Annotated in this window: 13 protein-coding genes, 1 tRNA gene and 1 pseudogene; 4 read left to right on the top strand and 11 right to left on the bottom strand. The window is 73.8% G+C overall.

The window, feature by feature from the left end:
* Positions 1-35: 35 nt before the first annotated feature.
* Both ABD709_RS01365 and hemG read right to left on the bottom strand, forming a co-directional pair.
* Complete coding sequence (locus ABD709_RS01365) at positions 36-755, bottom strand: hypothetical protein (protein ID WP_344771975.1); 720 nt, start codon at positions 753-755, stop codon at positions 36-38.
* A 234-nt stretch (positions 756-989) separates the two neighbouring features.
* Positions 990-2339: a protoporphyrinogen oxidase gene (hemG, locus tag ABD709_RS01360; RefSeq protein WP_344771974.1), complete on the bottom strand. Its 1350-nt coding sequence runs from the start codon at positions 2337-2339 to the stop codon at positions 990-992.
* A 44-nt stretch (positions 2340-2383) separates the two neighbouring features.
* Here hemG and ABD709_RS01355 point away from each other — a divergent pair, with 44 nt between their 5' ends.
* Positions 2384-3175: an NYN domain-containing protein gene (locus ABD709_RS01355; protein ID WP_344771973.1), complete on the top strand. Its 792-nt coding sequence runs from the start codon at positions 2384-2386 to the stop codon at positions 3173-3175.
* 7 nt (positions 3176-3182) lie between these two features.
* Here ABD709_RS01355 and nrfD read toward each other — a convergent pair whose 3' ends face one another.
* The 6 genes and pseudogenes from nrfD to ABD709_RS01330 form a co-directional block, all read right to left on the bottom strand.
* Positions 3183-4253 carry an NrfD/PsrC family molybdoenzyme membrane anchor subunit gene (gene nrfD, locus ABD709_RS01350; RefSeq protein ID WP_344771972.1) on the bottom strand — a complete coding sequence of 357 codons (1071 nt, stop codon included), beginning with the start codon at positions 4251-4253 and terminating at the stop codon, positions 3183-3185.
* A complete protein-coding gene (locus ABD709_RS01345; RefSeq protein WP_344771971.1) occupies positions 4250-5221 on the bottom strand; it encodes a 4Fe-4S dicluster domain-containing protein in 972 nt (323 codons plus the stop codon). Before ABD709_RS01345 ends, nrfD begins: the two co-directional genes overlap by 4 nt.
* A pseudogene (fdh, locus tag ABD709_RS01340) lies at positions 5218-7911 on the bottom strand (formate dehydrogenase); the annotation flags it as partial. The gene ABD709_RS01345 and the pseudogene fdh, both read right to left, overlap by 4 nt.
* A 12-nt stretch (positions 7912-7923) precedes the next feature.
* A complete protein-coding gene (locus ABD709_RS21485; RefSeq protein ID WP_486348520.1) occupies positions 7924-8487 on the bottom strand; it encodes a hypothetical protein in 564 nt (187 codons plus the stop codon).
* 46 nt (positions 8488-8533) lie between these two features.
* Positions 8534-9541 (bottom strand): selenide, water dikinase SelD, encoded by a 1008-nt coding sequence (selD, locus tag ABD709_RS01335; protein WP_344771969.1) that lies wholly within the window; start codon positions 9539-9541, stop codon positions 8534-8536.
* A 32-nt stretch (positions 9542-9573) separates the two neighbouring features.
* Positions 9574-9668, bottom strand: a tRNA-Sec gene (locus tag ABD709_RS01330).
* 60 nt (positions 9669-9728) lie between these two features.
* On the opposite strand from ABD709_RS01330, the gene selA reads away from it, so the two are divergent.
* The 3 genes from selA (at position 9729) to ABD709_RS01315 (ending at position 13846) form a co-directional block, all read left to right on the top strand.
* Positions 9729-11072: an L-seryl-tRNA(Sec) selenium transferase gene (selA, locus tag ABD709_RS01325; protein WP_344771968.1), complete on the top strand. Its 1344-nt coding sequence runs from the start codon at positions 9729-9731 to the stop codon at positions 11070-11072.
* A 2-nt stretch (positions 11073-11074) separates the two neighbouring features.
* The gene (locus ABD709_RS01320) at positions 11075-12847 is read left to right on the top strand and encodes a SelB domain-containing protein (protein ID WP_344771967.1); all 1773 of its coding nucleotides are present in this window, start codon (positions 11075-11077) and stop codon (positions 12845-12847) included.
* 84 nt (positions 12848-12931) lie between these two features.
* Entirely contained in the window at positions 12932-13846 is a 915-nt protein-coding gene (locus ABD709_RS01315) for a LysR family transcriptional regulator (protein WP_344771966.1), read from the top strand.
* Between the two features lie 10 nt (positions 13847-13856).
* On the opposite strand, the gene ABD709_RS01310 is transcribed toward ABD709_RS01315, so the two are convergent.
* From ABD709_RS01310 to ABD709_RS01300, 3 genes are read right to left on the bottom strand one after another with little or no spacing between them, the layout of a single operon-like run.
* Positions 13857-14648: an FAD:protein FMN transferase gene (locus ABD709_RS01310; RefSeq protein ID WP_344771965.1), complete on the bottom strand. Its 792-nt coding sequence runs from the start codon at positions 14646-14648 to the stop codon at positions 13857-13859.
* Positions 14645-15154: an FMN-binding protein gene (locus tag ABD709_RS01305; protein ID WP_344771964.1), complete on the bottom strand. Its 510-nt coding sequence runs from the start codon at positions 15152-15154 to the stop codon at positions 14645-14647. Before ABD709_RS01305 ends, ABD709_RS01310 begins: the two co-directional genes overlap by 4 nt.
* 5 nt (positions 15155-15159) lie before the next feature.
* On the bottom strand, positions 15160-16551 hold the full coding sequence (locus ABD709_RS01300) for a ferredoxin reductase family protein (RefSeq protein ID WP_344771963.1): 1392 nt from the start codon (positions 16549-16551) through the stop codon (positions 15160-15162).
* Positions 16552-16621 lie beyond the last annotated feature (70 nt).

The following is a 16621-nucleotide window of genomic DNA, read 5'->3' as shown; positions in this document are numbered from 1 at the left end:
GTCGGCCGGGCCACCGCCCGTGGCGGTTTCGATGATCACCGGGTGCCGCGGAAGACGCGGTCACCGGCGGCGAAGCCGATCGCGGTCACGAGCACGAGCAGCGCGCCGGTGACGCCCGACATGTACTCGAGCGGGGAGACACCGAGGAGCGCGGTCAGGCCGCCGAGCACGAGCCCGACCCGGCCGATCCACCGGGGCACGCCGCCCTGGCGGGCGATCGCGAAGAGCGCCAGCCCGGAGAGACCGGCGAGGACCCACAGCCACGGGATCGTCCCGATCCAGTGGTTGTAGTGCGCGATGTTGTAGTCGTCGACCGAGTCGCGGTCGAAGCTGAGCGACATCATGAACTCGGTGTCGAGGCCGGCGCCCAGCACCGAGACGACGGCCGTGCCGACGAGGCCGGCCAGGGCGACGATGGTCGAGGTCGTGACACCGACGGTCGCCTTGAGCCGCCCGAACAGGCCGGCCGCGAAGACGATCATCAGCAGCGCGCCGAGCATCGAGATCGAGTGGAAGGCGAACATCCAGCCCCGCTCGTCGGCGATCTTGTCGGCGATCAGGTCGGGGTGGCCGACCAGGTCCTGGTCGTAGACGCCGTCGACCATCGTCGTGGTGATGATCGAGCCGATGCCGGCGAGGCCGGCGCCGATGCCGGCGAGCGCCCAGCGGCGGTCGGTCGTGGTCGCTGCGGGAGCCGGGCCGGTGGCCGGCAGGTCCGCTCGGGCCGGGTTGTGGGTCGTGATGTGGGTGGTCATCGCGGGGTCCTTTCGGGGATGGTCTGGTGCGATGACCTGAGGTTGCTGGGCGCGCTGTCCCGGGCGGGAGGGACAGCGCGGCAGACCTGGCGGGACACGTGGGGCCGGCGTACTCCTGCGGGCGGGGGCTGCAGGTTCCCCAAGGGATGCAGGGATCTCTGCGCTTCCCACGCCGTACAACCCTGGGGAAGCGCAGAGTTCGCTACATCCCTTGGGAAATCTGCAGGCTCGCGCTCAGCCCGCGACGTCCGCGACCGCGCGGTGGGCGGAGGCGATGCAGGCGGCAATGCCGACGCCGTCGTACGCCGCACCGCAGACGGCGAGGCCGGGGACGGTGGCGACGGCGGCGCGGATCCGGGCGACCCGGTCGAGGTGGCCGACGGCGTACTGCGGGAGGCCGCCGCCCCAGCGCTGCACGACGGCGTCGACCGGGGTGGCGGTGAGGCCGGTGGCGTCGGCGAGGTCGGCGAGGGACGCGGTGACGAGCTCCTCGTCGGGGACCTGGAGGGTCTGCTCCTCCCCGATCCGGCCGAGCGACGTGCGCAGGAGCAGCAGGTCGCCACCGGCGCGGCGCACCCAGTCCCACTTCGCGAACGAGAACGTCGAAGCCTTGATCCGGCGTCCGTCGACGGGCGGGACGAGGAACCCGGAGGCACCCGTGTCGAGGGCGGCAGCGGCGTCGGAGGCGCGGAACGCGAGGGTCACGACCGCGGTGGACGCGTAGTCGATGGCCGTCAGCTCACCCGCCGCGGCCGGTGCCAGGTCGGCGAGCAGGCGCGCGGTGGGTGCCGCGGGGGTGGCGAGGACGACGACGGCGGCGGCCTCGAGCGCCTCACCGGTGTCGACCTCGAAGCCGGCGTCGGTACGCCGCACGCCGCGGACCGTCACGCCGGTACGGACGACGCGGCCACCCAGGTCGTCGACGAGCCGCTCGGGCAGCTGCCACATCCCGCCCTCGATGCCGGCGAACACCGGGGACTCCGCGGTGCTCGGCGACGACAGGGCGGCGCCCTGCGTGGTGATCGAGCCGCGGCGAGCCAGCGCCAGCAGCTGGGGCATGGCGGCCTCGGCGCTGATGGCGCGGGCGCGGCCGGCGTACACCCCGCCGAGGAGCGGCTCGACGAGCCGGTCGGTGACCTCCGCCCCGTAGCGCTGCTCGACCAGGTCGCCGACCGAGATGTCCCCGGCGACGTCGGTCGCCGCGAGACCGGGTTCCTGCCGGGCCCGGGCGATGCCCTCCTCGGAGAGCACGCCGCTGGCGGCGAGCTGGTCGAGGTCGAGGGGCGCGCCCATCAGCGTGCGGGGCAGCGGGTGCAGCCCGCCGCGGGTCCAGACTCGGGACGTCGCCGTCGTCGGGTGCACGACCTCGATGCCGAGCTCGGCGGCGAGACCCACAGCCTCGGGACGCCGGTTGACCATCGCCTCGGCCCCGACGTCGACGGTGACGCCTGCGATCTCGCCGCGCCGCAGCTTGCCGCCGACGCGATCGGTGGCCTCGAGCACGAGGACGTCGTACCCCCGCTGCGCCAGGTCGCGCGCCGCCGTCAGCCCGCTGATACCCCCGCCGACGACCACCGCTCGCACCCCACCAGCGTCTCAGACCTTCGGCCGCACGCGAGAATGGGCCCATGACCTCCTCCGGAGCGCGGCTCGCGGTCCTCATCGACGCCGACAACACCTCGCCCAAGTACGCCGACGCCCTGCTCGACGAGCTGGCGAAGTACGGCGTCGCCACCGTGAAGCGGGCCTACGGCGACTGGACCACCTCCCAGCTCGGCGGCTGGAAGACGCAGCTCAACCGGCACGCGATCGCGCCCGTGCAGCAGTTCTCCTACACGACCGGGAAGAACTCCACCGACTCCGCGCTCATCATCGACGCGATGGACCTCCTCTACTCCGGCAACCTCGATGCCTTCGCGATCGTGTCCAGCGACAGCGACTTCACCCGCCTCGCCACCCGGATCCGCGAGTCCGGGATGACGGTCTACGGCCTCGGGCGGCGCAAGACCCCGTCGTCGCTGGTGGCGGCGTGCGACAAGTTCATCTACCTCGAGGTGCTCGGGGACGAGGCGGACGAGCCGGACGAGCCCGCCGACCAGGACGGCGCGCCGCCGCCGCTGCCCGAGCTCGAACCGCTGCTGCGACGCGCGATCGACTCGACCTCGCAGGACGACGGATGGGCCCAGCTCAGCTCGATCGGCACGTTCCTGTCCTCGGCGAGCACGTCGTTCGACCCGCGCAACTACGGCTTCCCGAAGCTGATCGCGCTCGCACAGGCCCAGCCCTACGTCGAGGTGGACGCGTCGGCCGGCAGGCCGCGCGCCCGGCTCCGGACGCCGACCCAGCGGCGCCGACGCGGCACCACCGCGAAGAAGACCTCCGCCAAGAAGACCGCGGCGAAGAAGGCCGCCGGCAGCTAGCCCGGGATCACTCCGAGTAGCGGACCGGGCCCTCGCGCTCCATCCGCTGCCGCTGGGGCACCACGACGTACTTCGGGTCCCGCGCCGACTGCTGGCCCGCCTCGAAGACGCCGAACCGGGTGCACCAGGAGCCGGCCATGAGCGCCGCACCGGAGGCCACGGCCATGGTGCGACTCCGGCCGGCGAGCAGGGATCCGGCGATCCCCGCGACCGTCAGCGCCTTGGCGGCACGCAGGAACCTGCCCGCCGTGCCCTGGTGCAGGGGCTCGGCGGTGATGCCCATCGACCGCTCCATCCGGTGCTCCATCGCCAGCTCCAGCGCCGCGCCGCCGAGCGCGAGCCGGCGGGCGGGGCCGTTCTCGGCGAGCGGGGAGGTCGCCAGGGACAGCCCGGACGCAGCGGCCGCGGCGGAGCCGACGAACACGAACGGCAGCTCGCGGTAGGCCTCGTGCCACGACGGCGTGGAGGTGTCGGCGAGCAGCACCGCGGTGTACGCCGCCACGGGCGGAGCAAACAGCGCAGCCACGAGCCCTGCCGGCCGACCGGCGTACGGCGCCAGGCGCAGTGGCCCCGTGCGCGCGCTCTCGGGCAGCATCCCGACGAGCTCGGACGCGGCGGCCGCACCGGCGAACGGTCCGTAGGCGGAGAGGATCCAGGTGCCGACCGACATCGGCGAGGTCAGCTTGACGACGCGGAGCATGTTCAGGAAGCGCGACGGCTTGCCGAGGTCACGGACCAGGGCGCCCATCGAGAAGGAGAGGGCACCGAGCGCGGCGAACCGGGCCGACCGCCGCATCCCGGAGCGACCGGTGAGGTCCGCGCCGGCGGCGAGCAGCGAGGAGCCTGCGGCGAGGCCGCCGGTGAAGAGGTAGGCCGGGATCTCCTCCTTCCACGGCGACTCCTTGACGATTGGGCGCCCGTAGTAGGAGGTGAACTCGACGTCGGGCACCATCGAGCGGTCGCCGCCGCCACGGCGCGCCTTCGGCCCCAGGTCGGACACGCCGGGAACGGCCGTGGTCTGGGAGCGCACGCCCTCCGGGCCGCCGCGGGTCACCGCGTTGTCGGGACGCTCGGTCATCGCCGCCGCCCGACGAAGGCGAAGGCCGCACCGGCCAGCAGGGTCGCGGCGGCCAGCGAGGCCTTGCGGAACATGTCCGGCAGGTCGCGGGTCGGGACGACCGGGTCCGGCGGGAACCCGTAGACCTCGGGCTCGTCCAGGAGCAGGAAGAACGCGCCGGTGCCGCCCACGCCGTCGGCGGGGTCGTTGCCGTAGAGCCGCGCGTCCATCACGCCGGCCTCGTGCAGCTGCGCGACGCGCTGGTTCGCGCGCTCGCGCAGCTCCTCGACGTCACCGAACTGGATCGACTCGGTCGGGCACGCCTGCGCGCAGGCCGGCCGCTTCCCGGCATCGAGCCGGTCGTAGCAGAGCGTGCACTTCTGGGCGATGCCCACGTTCTTCGCGTCGTCCGGCCCCGTGCGTCGCTCGATCACGCCGTAGGGACACGCCGGCACGCAGTAGCCGCACCCGTTGCACACGTCGTCCTGGACGACCACGGTCCCGAACTCGGTGCGGAACAGGGCGCCGGTCGGGCAGACGTCGAGGCAGCCGGCGTGCGTGCAGTGCTTGCACACGTCGGAGGACATCAGCCAGCGGAAGTCCATCGATTCCGCGTCGCCCTCGCCGTCCGCATCCGGACGGCCGACACCGGGCCCACCGACACCGGGCCCACCGACACCGGGCCCACCGACACCGGGCATCCCGAGGTCCACCGGCGCCCGGCCGGCGGGCTGCTCGATGAAGGCCACGTGCCGCCACTGGTTGGCGTTGAGCGAGTGGCTGTTGTCGTAGGACGAGCCGAGCATGTCGAAGTGATCCGCCGGTACGTCGTTCCACTCCTTGCAGGCGACCTCGCACGCCTTGCAGCCGATGCAGATGCTGGTGTCGGTGAAGAAGCCCTTGCGCTGGGGGCGGTCCTCGCCGTACCCGGCGTCTGCGGCGGGGTCCAGCGGACCCCACAGGTCGTTCGGCTCGAACAGGCTCGTCATCCGTCCCCACCTTCCGCTGCGTCCTCACCCGGTCGTGCCGTGACGATCTCGTGCGCGCTGCGCGCGCCGGAACGGCGTACGTAGCCTGCGACGAGGTCGCGCAGCGCGCGACCGGTCGGGCGCCGCCCGGCGACCACGTCGCACGTGCCCACCTTGGACTCCTGGATCAACACGTTCGGGTCGAGGGTGATCCCGAACAGGTCGTTGGCGGAGTCGCCGGTGACCAGCCCGCCCTCGCCCCAGTGGTAGGGCAGCCAGATCTGGTGGACCAGGTGGTCCTCGACGCGCAGCGGCCGCAGCCGCTCGGTCACCATCACCCGCGCCTCGATCGCCGACCGCGCCGTGATGATCGTGGCCCAGCCGCCGTGCTCGAGCCCGCGCTCCCCGGCGAGAGCCGGGGAGACCTCCACGAACATCTCCGGCTGCAGCTCCGCGAGCCGGTGGACGTAGCGGCTCATCCCGCCCGCGGTGTGGTGCTCGGTCAGCCGGCTCGTCGTGAACACGAAGGGGAACACGTCGGAGTGCGCCTGCGGCGGCGACGGGTTGATCGGGTTGTCGGCGCGGTCGTACTCCTTGCGCGTCGGGTTCGCCTGCTGCCCGTGCAGCGGGTTCCGGAACGGCGACTCGACGGGCTCGTAGTGCGTGGGCATCGGGCCGTCGATCAGCCCCTGCGGCACGTAGAGCGCGCCCTTCCCGTCGCCCTGCATGATGAACGGGTCGCTGCCGGCGATCGCGGGGACGCCCTCCGCGTCCTCGGGAGGGACGTAGGACGGTGACTTGTCCTTCTCGAAGTCCGGTACGTCGTGCCCCGTCCACTCGCCCAACTCCTCGTCCCACCAGACGTAGGCCTTGCGCTCGCTCCACGGCTGCCCGTCGAGGTCGGCCGACGCCCGGTTGTAGAGCAGCCGCCGGTTCGCGGGCCAGGCCCAGCCCCACTCGGGGGCGACGTAGCTCTGCTCACTCGCCGGCTTGCGGCGGCGGGCCTGGTTGACGCCGTCCTTGTAGACCCCGGTGTAGATCCAGCAGCCGCCGAGGGTCGAGCCGTCGGACCTCATCTCGTTGAACGACGAGAGCGGCTTGCGGGTCGCGACCTCGTAGCCGTTGATCTCCTCGAGCACGGCCTCGGCGCTCGGCTCCGCGTGCGGCCCACTCGTCGGGTAGTCCCAGGTCAGGTCGAGAAGCGGCCGGTCGCGGTCCTCGGTGGAGCCCTGCAGCCGCTCGCGGATCAGCCGGCCGAGGTGGAAGAAGAACCACAGCTCGGAGCGGCAGTCGCCGGGCGGCTCGACCGCCTTGTCCCGCCACTGGAGCATCCGCTGGGTCTGGGTGAAGGAGCCCTCCTTCTCGACGTGGGAGGCGGCGGGCAGGAGGAACACCTCCGTGCGGCACTCCTCGGGCACGATCTCCCCGGTCGCGACCTCCGGCGAGGTCTTCCAGAACGTCGCGCTCTCGATCTCGAAGAGGTCGCGTACGACGAGCCAGTCCAGGTTGGCCATGCCGAGCCGCTGGGCGCGCCCGTGCGCCGAGCCGACCGCCGGGTTCTGTCCCAGCAGGAAGTAGCCCTTCACCTTGCCGTCGATCATGTCGAGCACGGTGCTGTAGGTGCCGTGGTCGCCGGTGATCCTCGGCAGGTAGTCGAAGCAGTAGTCGTTGTCGGCGGTCGCGTGCTCGCCCCAGTAGGCCTTGAGCAGGTTGACGGCGTAGGCGTCCGCGTTGGCCCAGAACCCCTTGGCGCCCGGCTTGTGCACGGACCCGATCCACTCCTCGAGCGAGCCGTGCTCGGAGGCGTTCGGCATCGGCAGGTAGCCCGGCAGGATGTTGTACAGGGTCGGGATGTCGGTCGACCCCTGGATGCTCGCGTGCCCGCGCAGCGCCATGATCCCGCCGCCCGGGCGGCCCATGTTGCCCAGCAGCAGCTGGAGGATCGCGCCGGTGCGGATGTACTGCACGCCGACGCTGTGCTGGGTCCAGCCGACGCTGTAGACCAGCGCGGTCGTCCGCTCGCGGCCGGAGTTCTCCGTCCAGGCGCGACAGACCTCGAGGAACTGCTCCTCGCTGACGCCGCAGGTGCGGGCGACCATCTCGGGGGTGTAGCGGGCGAAGTGACGCTTGAGGACCTGGTAGACGCAGCGCGGGTGCTGGAGCGTCTCGTCGCGGGGCGGCTCGCCCTGCACCTCGACGCCGTGGGTCTCGTGCTGCAGCGCGCTCGCGGTGTCGCGCTGCATGTCGTGGTCCTGCCGGTCCCCGCCCTCGTCCTCCTGGCTGTCGTACTGCCACGACGTCGGGTCGTAGGTCCGGCTCTCGGGGTCGAAGCCGGAGAACAGCCCGTCGAGGTCCTCGGTGTCGCGGTAGTCCTCGCTCAGCACCGTGGCGGCGTTGGTGTAGTTGACGACGTACTCGCGGAAGTCGAGCTCGTTGCTGAGCACGTAGTTGATGACGCCGCCGAGGAACGCGATGTCGGTGCCGACCCGCAGCGGGACGTAGTCGTCGGCCAGCGCGCTGGTCCGCGTGAACCGCGGGTCGACGTGGATGACCTTCGCGCCGCGGGCCTTGGCCTCCATGACCCACTGGAAGCCCACGGGATGGGCCTCGGCCATGTTGGAGCCCTGGATCACGATGCAGTCAGCGTTGGACAGGTCCTGGAGGAATCCTGTGGCGCCGCCGCGCCCGAACGAGGTCCCCAGACCGGGGACCGTGGCGGAGTGTCATATCCGCGCCTGGTTCTCGATCTGGATCGCGCCCGCCGCCGTGAACAGCTTCTTGATGAGGTAGTTCTCCTCGTTGTCGAGGGTCGCTCCTCCGAGGCTCGCGATCCCGAGCGTGCGGCGGACCCGCTGCCCACGCTCGTCGAGGTCGTTCCAGGTGTCGTGGCGCGCCTGCACGACGCGGTCGGCGATCATGTCCATCGCCGTGTCGAGGTCGAGCTCGCTCCACTCGGTGGCGTACGGCGCTCGGTAGCGCACCTTGGTCAGCCGCAGCGAGCTGGTGACCAGGTTCTTGCTCGCCGAGCCCTTGGGACAGAGCCGGCCGCGGTTGACCGGGCTGTCGGGGTTGCCCTCGATCTGGACGACCTTCTCGTCCTTGACGTAGACGTCCTGGGCACAGCCGACCGCGCAGTAGGGGCAGACGCTCTTGACCACGCGGTCCGCGGTCTCGGTGCGCGAGGTGATCTCGTCGGTGTGCCGCGAGCGCGCGGCCGTGCCACGACCCAGCGGGTCGCGGCCGGTCACCTGTCGGAGCACCGGCCAGGACAGGAACGTCGCAGCCACCCGATCACCTCCCTGTGCTTCGCACTTTACCCACGCCCGCCGACGTTCAGACCACCACGACCGCGGCCTCGCGCCGCGCGACGAGCTCGCCCACGACGGGGTGGCCGGGCAGCTCGCCCGCGACGAGGAGGCCCCCGGAGGTCTGGGCGTCGGCGAGCAGGACCAGCTCGTCCTCGTCGACCCGGGCGTCGAGGTGCGGCCGGACCCAGTCGAGGTTCCGGCGGCTGCCGCCCGGGACGTAGCCGTCGCGGAGCGCCTGCCGCGCTCCGTCGACGTACGGGACGGCGGACGAGTCGAGCACGGCGGTGACCCCGCTGGCGCGGCACATCTTGAAGAGGTGGCCGAGCATGCCGAACCCGGTGACGTCGGTGGCCGCGCGGTGACCGGCGGCCACCGCCGCCCGCGCCGCGTCCCGGTTCAGCGTCGTCATCACCGAGATCGCCTCGTCGAACCGCTCGCCGGTGGCCTTGTGGCGGTTGTTGAGCACGCCGAGCCCGAGCGGCTTGGTGAGCGTCAGGGGCGTCCCGGCCGTTGCGGCGTCGTTGCGCAGCAGCCGCGCCGGGTCCGCCATCCCGGTGACCGCGAGGCCGTACTTCGGCTCCGGGTCGTCGATGCTGTGCCCGCCCGCGAGGTGGCATCCCGCGGCGGCACAGACCTCCGCGCCGCCGCGCAGCACCTCGGCGGCCAGCTCGAAGGGAATGCGGTCCCGCGGCCACGCGAGCAGGTTGAGCGCGACGAGCGGCTCGCCGCCCATGGCGTAGACGTCGGACAGCGCGTTGGTCGCCGCGATCCGGCCCCAGTCGAAGGCGTCGTCGACGACGGGAGTGAAGAAGTCGGTCGTCGCGACCACGGCGCGGTCGCCGTCGATCCGCACCACCGCGGCGTCGTCACCGTGCTCGGTGCCGACCAGGAGGTCCCCGGCCGCACCGGCGGGCTCGACAGGCAGCTCGCCCAGGATCCGCTCCAGCTCGCCGGGCGGGACCTTGCACGCGCAGCCGCCGCCGGCGGCGTACTGGGTCAGGCGGACGGGCGGTGCGGGCGGCGCGGCGACCATGCCACCACGCTACTCACGGCCCGCGAGCCGGCTGGCGGAGGCGGACGGGAATCGAACCCGCCTGGCCGAGGTGCTCGGCCACTACGGTTTTGAGGACCGCGCCCGTCACCAGACGAGGTACGCCTCCCCGCACAGCGCCGCCACCGTAGCAACCGGCCCGCGACCGGCCGTGCGCCAGAATGCCCACGTGGGCGACGAGGTGCGGGTCAGCGGCACGACCGGCGACGCGGTGGCCGACCCGCGGCGATCGACGCCGCGGACCGACCGCGTGCTGGCCGATCCCCGGCTGCAGGCGGCTGCCGACCGGCTCGGCCCGCGGATCGTGAAGCAGGTCGTCGCCGCGACCCTGGACCGCTGTCGCTCCGGGCAGCTCCGCGCCGAGGAGGTCGTCGACGCCGCCGTCGCCGCGCTGCCCGACGGCGCGGCCGGCATGCGCCGGGTGCTCAACGCGACCGGCGTCGTGGTGCACACCAACCTCGGGCGCGCGCCGCTCTCCGCCGCGGCCGTCGAGGCGCTCGCCGTCGCGGCGGGCGCCACCGACGTCGAGCTCGACCTGGGGAGCGGAGCGCGCGGGCGCCGGGGTCGCTCCGCGCTCGCGGCCCTCGCCGAGGCTGTCCCGGACGCCGGCGGGGTGCACGTCGTCAACAACGGGGCCGCGGCACTCGCCCTCGCGACGTGCGCCCTGGCCCAGGGTCGCGAGGTCGTCGTCGCGCGCGGCGAGCTGGTCGAGATCGGCGACGGCTTCCGGATCCCCGAGCTGCTCGAGTCGGTCGGTGCGCGGCTGCGCGAGGTCGGTACGACGAACCGGGTGCGGCGCGAGGACTACGCCGCCGCGATCGGCGAGGACACAGGTTTCGTCCTCAAGGTGCACCCGTCGAACTTCCGGGTCACCGGCTTCACCTCCTCGGTGCCCGTCGCCGAGCTCGCCGGCCTGCCGGTGCCGGTGGTCGTCGACATCGGGTCCGGGCTGCTCGCGCCCCATCCACGGCTCCCCGACGAGCCCGACGCCGCCTCGGTGCTGCGCGCCGGTGCCGACCTGGTGACGGCGTCCGGGGACAAGCTGCTCGGCGGCCCGCAGTGCGGGCTGATGCTCGGCACCGCGGAGCTCGTCGAGCGGCTGCGCCGGCATCCCCTGGCCCGCGCGCTGCGCGTGGACAAGCTGACCCTGGCGGCGCTCGAGGCGACCTTGCGCGGCCCCGAGCCGCCGGTCGCCGCCGCCCTGGCCACCGACGCGATCCTGCTGCTCGAGCGGGCGCGCCGGGTCGCGGCCGAGCTGTCCGGCGTGGTGCCGGCGACCGCGGTCGAGACGGTCGCCGCGGTCGGCGGCGGCGGCGCGCCCGGTGTCGAGCTGGCGAGCGCCGCGGTCGCCCTGCCCGAGCGCCTCGCCGCTCCCCTGCGCCTCGACGAGGTGCTGCCCGTCGTCGGCCGGGTCGACCGCGGCCGGCTGCTGCTCGACCTGGTCGCGGTCGCGCCGGAGGACGACCCCGCGCTCGTCGCTACTGTTCGGCGTACGGCCTCGAGCGGAGGCTGATCGTGCACGTCGTCGCGACCGCGGGCCACGTCGACCACGGCAAGTCCACGCTGGTGGCCGCGCTCACCGGGATGGAGCCCGACCGGCTCGCCGAGGAGCGGCGGCGCGGGCTGTCGATCGAGCTCGGCTACGTCTGGACCGAGCTGGCCGGCGCGGGCCAGGTCGCCTTCGTCGACGTGCCGGGCCACGAGCGGTTCGTGTCGACGATGCTCGCCGGCATCGGGCCGGTGCCCGCGGCGCTGCTGGTCGTCGCTGCTGACGACCCCTGGATGCCGCAGGCGGCCGAGCACCTGGCCGCGCTGGACGCGCTCGGCGTCCGCCACGGCGTCGTGGCGGTCACCAGGTCGGACCTCGCCGATCCGGCGCCGGCCGCGGCCCGCGCGGCGGCGGAGATCGCTCGTACGACGCTCGCCGGGTCGCCGGTGGTCGCGGTCAGTGGCCGGACCGGGGCCGGGCTGGACGAGCTCAGGGCGGCCCTCGTGACCATGGTGGGCGGGCTTCCGGCAGCCGACCCCGCGGGCGACGTACGGCTCTGGGTCGACCGCACCTTCACCGTCCGCGGAGCCGGGACCGTCGTCACCGGCACTCTCCCTGCCGGGACCGTCCGGCGCGGCGACCTGCTGGGCGTGCTCTCCGAGCGCGGCGCCGGGACGGTCCGCGTGCGCGGGGTGCAGGCGCTCGGCGCCGAGCGCGACGCGGTCAGCGGGGTGGCGCGAGTGGCGCTGAACCTGGTCGGCGACGGCGTCCCGTTGCTCGAGCGCGGGGCGGCGCTGGTCACCGAGCACGCCTGGCACGCCACCGCCGTGGCCGACGTCCGGGTAGCCGGCGGTGTCGACGCGCTCCCGGAACGACCCCTGCTGCACGTCGGCGCGGTCGCGGTCGCGGTCCACGCACGTCCGCTGGGGCTGGAGGCCGCGCGGCTCACGCTGCCGCACGCGCTGCCGCTCCGGGTCGGGGACCGCGCCCTGCTGCGCGACCCGGGCAGCCGCCGGGTGTGGGGGCTGCGCGTGCTCGACCCGGCTCCTCCTCCTCTCCGCCGCCGCGGCGCGTCGGCCCGGCGCGCGGAGCGGCTGTCGGGTCTGCCGGCGGAGCCCGACCCCGCGGAGGAGGTACGTCGACGCGGCCTGGTGCAGGCGGACCTGCTCCGGCGGATCGGGGTACCGGTCGACGACGTGCCCGCCGGGGCCATCGAGTCCGACGGCTGGCTGATGAGCGCGGCGCAGTGCGCGCGGCTCGCCGACGAGATCACGTCGGCGCTGGCCGAGCACGTCCGCGCGCAGCCGCTGGACCCCGGCATCCCGCTCCCGGCGCTCGCCGCGCGGCTCGGGATCCCGTCGCCCGGCCTGGTGGCCGCCGCGGTGCGGCCGCCGCTGCGGGTCCGCGCCGGCCGCGTGGAGGCACCCGGGTCGCAGGCGCTTCCGGCCGGGGTCGAGGCGGCCGTCGCGGCCGTCGAGAACGACCTGGCGGACGCGCCGTTCGCCGCGCCGACCGCCGACCGGCTCGGCGAGCTGCGCCTCGACGACCGAGGCGCCGCGGCCGCGGCCCGCGCCGGCCGGCTGCTGCGGGTGGCGCCCGGGGTCGTGCTGCTGCCCGGCGCCGACGTCCTCGCCGCCCGGTGGCTGGCCGAGCTCCCCCAGCCGTTCACGACGAGTGCGGCCCGGCAACGGCTCGGCACCTCCCGGCGGGTGGTCCTGCCGCTGCTGGCACACCTGGACCGGGCCGGTCTCACCTCGCGCCTGCCGGACGACCGGCGCGAGGTCCGACCCGCCCGCTGAGCCTGGCGGCGTCGTCCCGCCCGGATCTGATAGCGTTTGTCTACAGAGTTACTGGTCTTTAGGGACCGCGAACAGAGGAACGCCATGCGCATCGAACAGCTGGAGTACATCTCGGCAGTCACTCAGCACGGCTCGCTCCGCCGTGCCAGCGAGAAGCTCCATCTCTCGCAGCCCGCGCTCAGCGAGGCGGTCACCAAGCTCGAGCGGGAGCTCCGAGTCACCCTCCTGGACCGCCGCCGCTCGGGCGCACGGATCAGCCGCGAGGGCCGAGAGCTGATGCCCTACATGGTCGAGGTGCTCGCCGCGGTCGACCGCCTGCGTGTGGCCGCCGGCGGGCAGCGCACCGATACCCGCCTGATCCGTCTCGGCACGGTGCACGCGGCGACCTCCACGCTCCTGGTGCCCGCGGTCCGCGCGTTCCAGGAGGCGCACCCCGCCACCACGGTCGAGGTGCTGACGATGCAGCAGGCGCAGATCGACGAGGGGCTGACCGAGGGCAGCCTCGATCTGGGCCTGGTCAACGTCCTGGACGGCGACGACACTCCGCCGGACCTGGTCGGCACCGACCTGGTCGTGGGCCGGCCGGTCGCAGTGCTCCCGGCCGGACACGCGCTGCTCGCGCAGTCCCACGTCAGCATCGACGACCTGCGGTCCGAGCGGTTCGTGATGATGCGCGCGGGCTACCTGATGCACCGCTACGTCCACCGGGTCTTCGGCGGCGCGCCGTCACAGGTCTGCCACAGCACCGACGGTGCGGAGATGGGCAAGGCCCTCGTGGCCGAGGGGCTCGGGGTCACCGTGCTACCGGACTACAGCGTGCACGGCGACCCGCTCACCCGCGCCGGGATGATCGAGACCCGCCCGATCGCCGGCGACCGGACGATCGTCACGCTCGTGCTGCGTCAGCGCAAGACCCTCCAGGCTCCGCTGCCGGTCCGCGACCTGCACGCCACGCTGGTCACCCTCGGCAACGAGTACAAGGCGAAGCGCGCGAGCTGAGCACCGGGAGTCACCGGTCGACGGACGATTCCCCGCCGCCGACCACCACCGCCTCCCCGACGGCCGGCACGACGACCGCGGTCCGCCCGCGTCCGGCGAGCCAGGACTCGGCCCGGTCACCGAGGACGAAGGCGGCGGTGGCGTCGACGTCGGCGCGGACCAGGTCGGGCGCGAGGACCGTGACCTGCAGGAGGCGGTCGGCCGGCAGGCCGGTGCGCGGGTCGAGGATGTGGGCACCGCGCTGGGCGGTGCCGGAGGTGGCGACGGCGCCGTTCCAGACCGGGACCGTCGCGACCAGGCGCTTGGTGTTCCGCGGGTCCTCGATACCGATCCGCCACGGCTGGGCGCCCGGGACGGCGGTCCGGCAGACCATGTCCCCGCCGGCCGAGAGGCAGAAGTCGGTGCCGGGCAGCTCGGCGAGCAGGTCTGCGGCGCGTTGGACCGCCCAGCCCTTCACCACCCCGGCGGGGTCGGGGAGCGCGCCCTCGCCGCCGTACTCGACGTCGAAGGCGCCGTGCGACTCGATGCGCGCCTGCTCGGCGAGGTCGAGCACCTCGGCGACCTCGGGCGGGCAATCGACGAGCGCGAGCTCGCCGCGCCGCCACCGGCTGACCGGGGAGTCCAGCCGGTAGGTGCTGAAGACCGCGTCGGCCTCCTCCAGCACCCGTACGGCGCCGGCCCACGCCTCGTCGGCCAGCGGGCCGTCGGCGTGCTCGCCGCGGATCGCGAGGCTCACCGCGGTCCCCATCACCTGCAGCACGCGGCGCCGAGCCGGAGCGGGCACCACCTCCGCGGCGGTCACAGGCCGGCCTGGTCGATCGCGCTCTGCAGCGACTGCAGGTAGCCGGTACTGGTGACGGTCGCGCCGCTCACCATGTCGATCGAGCTGCTCTGGGCGTTCAGCGTCTCCTGGATCAGCCGCGGCAGCGCGTAGGAGTTGATCTGCTCGTCGGTGCCGTTGCCGCTCGGGTACTGCACCACCGAGACATCGGTGATGCTGCCGCTCGCCACGGTCAGCTCGACCTGCACCGGGCCCCACTGGGTCTGGGCCACGTCGCCGGTCACGGTCGAGGACGACGCGGCGCTGCTGCCGCCGTTGCCGTTGTTGCCGCCCGCCCCGGAGCCGCCGGCACCATTGCCCGAGCCATTGCCGGAGGTGGTGCGGCTGTGGTCGCCTGAGGCCGAGCCGGAGATCGCGGTCTGGCCGCCCGCTGTCACGGGCGACGCGCCGCCCAGGGAGGTGTGGTAGCCGAAGAGGAGCGCGACGACCGAGACGGTGCTCGCGAACCAGAGGAAGATACGACGCATTCAGATCACCAGGCGAAGTGCTCGACGTGGAGCTGGGCCTCGGGCAGCCCAGCAGCGGACAGGGTGGAGATGACGAGCCGGGTCCACGGCTCGGGGCCGCAGACGTAGACGTCGTGCTCGACGAGGTCGGGGATCCAGCTGCGCAGCGCGGTGACGTCGTCGACCGGACGGTTCAGCGCGGGCAGCCACGACCCCGCACCGCGGCGCCAGCCGGGGAGCCGGATCACCCGCGCGCCCCGCCGCCGCGCGATCTCGTCGACCTCGGCGGCGAACAGCGGCTGCTGGTGGAAGCGTTCGACGTACACCGCGTCGCCGGGCGCGTACGGCATGCCCTCGAGCAGCGCCCGCAGCGGCGTGACCCCGACACCGGCTCCGATGAGCACGACGCCGTGCCGGGTCCGGGCCCGCGGGGAGAGGCGGCCGAACGGCCCCTCGACCAGCGCCCGCGTGCCGGGCCGGAGCGCGGCGAGCGAGGCGCTGCCGTCGCCGACGGCCGCGACGGTGATCCGCAGGCTGCGGCCGTCGGGCGCCGCGGACAGCGAGTAGGGCTGCGACCGGGTCCAGCCGGGTCGGCCGAGGAACCGCCAGCTGAAGAACTGGCCGGGCTCGGCGCGCAGGGCGTCCAGCCGGCGTCCGGTCAGGTGGACCGACAGGGTGTCGGGACCCTCGGGGACGACGGCGACCACCCGCAGCTGGTGCCGCAGGTTGATCGCGACCGGGCGGCCGACCCGCCAGACCAGGACCGCCAGGGCCGTGGCGCCCCACGCGGACCACCAGAAGACGGTGCGCGACGGGGAGGAGGTCAGGTCCTTGCCGGTCCACAGCTGGTGCGGGAGCGCCAGGCCGACGCCGAGGTAGGCGTAGAGGTGCAGCAGGTGCCACGACTCGTACCGCAGCCGGCGGCGCGCGGCGCGCAGGCTGGTGACGACCACCATGACCAGCGCCAGGGTCCCGGCGACGGCGAGCAGCATCCCCGGGTAGTCCCACGTCAGCGTCCAGAGCTCACGCGGGCTCCGGGCGAGCGAGGCGCCCGCGTAGCCCCAGGTCACCGACGCGATGTGCACCAGCATCAGGGAGAACGAGGTGAACCCGACGATCCGGTGGATCCGCGCGAGCCGGTCCTGGCCGAACGCACCCTCCAGGATCGGGAGGCGGGCCATCAGGAGCACCTGCGCGAGCAGCAGCACCGAGGCCACCAGGCCGCTCAGCCGGCCGAGCTCGGTCAGCGCGCCGGTCGCCGTGGCGAGGTCGCGGAGGCCGCCGTCGGCGACCCACCAGTACGTCACCAGCAGCAGGCCGGCCCACAGGGCCAGGCCGGCGCCGGTCCGCACGGCCGCGTCGGCCCGTGCAGCCACGGGTGCCGCAGGGATCGTGGGCCGGGGCGCGGTCATCGTCATGACCACGAGTCTGCGTCCGCAGGTTGAGGTCGGCCTGTCGCCGACCTGTGCACTTCCTGTGAGCGGTCGA

The organism is Nocardioides panacisoli, from assembly GCF_039537325.1.
In the GTDB taxonomy this organism is placed as follows: domain Bacteria; phylum Actinomycetota; class Actinomycetes; order Propionibacteriales; family Nocardioidaceae; genus Nocardioides; species Nocardioides panacisoli.
The sequence above is the reverse complement of the archived record's forward strand: the minus strand, read 5'-3'. Positions and strand labels throughout refer to the sequence as shown.

Excerpts from the sequence above, each read along its gene's own strand:
- ABD709_RS01305 (WP_344771964.1), bottom strand. The coding sequence starts at position 15,154 with ATGCGTCGTATCTTCCTCTGGTTCGCGAGCACCGTCTCGGTCGTCGCG.
- ABD709_RS01355 (WP_344771973.1), top strand. The coding sequence starts at position 2,384 with ATGACCTCCTCCGGAGCGCGGCTCGCGGTCCTCATCGACGCCGACAAC.
- selD (WP_344771969.1), bottom strand. The coding sequence starts at position 9,541 with ATGGTCGCCGCGCCGCCCGCACCGCCCGTCCGCCTGACCCAGTACGCC.
- nrfD (WP_344771972.1), bottom strand. The coding sequence starts at position 4,253 with ATGACCGAGCGTCCCGACAACGCGGTGACCCGCGGCGGCCCGGAGGGC.
- ABD709_RS01365 (WP_344771975.1), bottom strand. The coding sequence starts at position 755 with ATGACCACCCACATCACGACCCACAACCCGGCCCGAGCGGACCTGCCG.
- ABD709_RS01300 (WP_344771963.1), bottom strand. The coding sequence starts at position 16,551 with ATGACGATGACCGCGCCCCGGCCCACGATCCCTGCGGCACCCGTGGCT.
- ABD709_RS01315 (WP_344771966.1), top strand. The coding sequence starts at position 12,932 with ATGCGCATCGAACAGCTGGAGTACATCTCGGCAGTCACTCAGCACGGC.
- ABD709_RS01345 (WP_344771971.1), bottom strand. The coding sequence starts at position 5,221 with ATGACGAGCCTGTTCGAGCCGAACGACCTGTGGGGTCCGCTGGACCCC.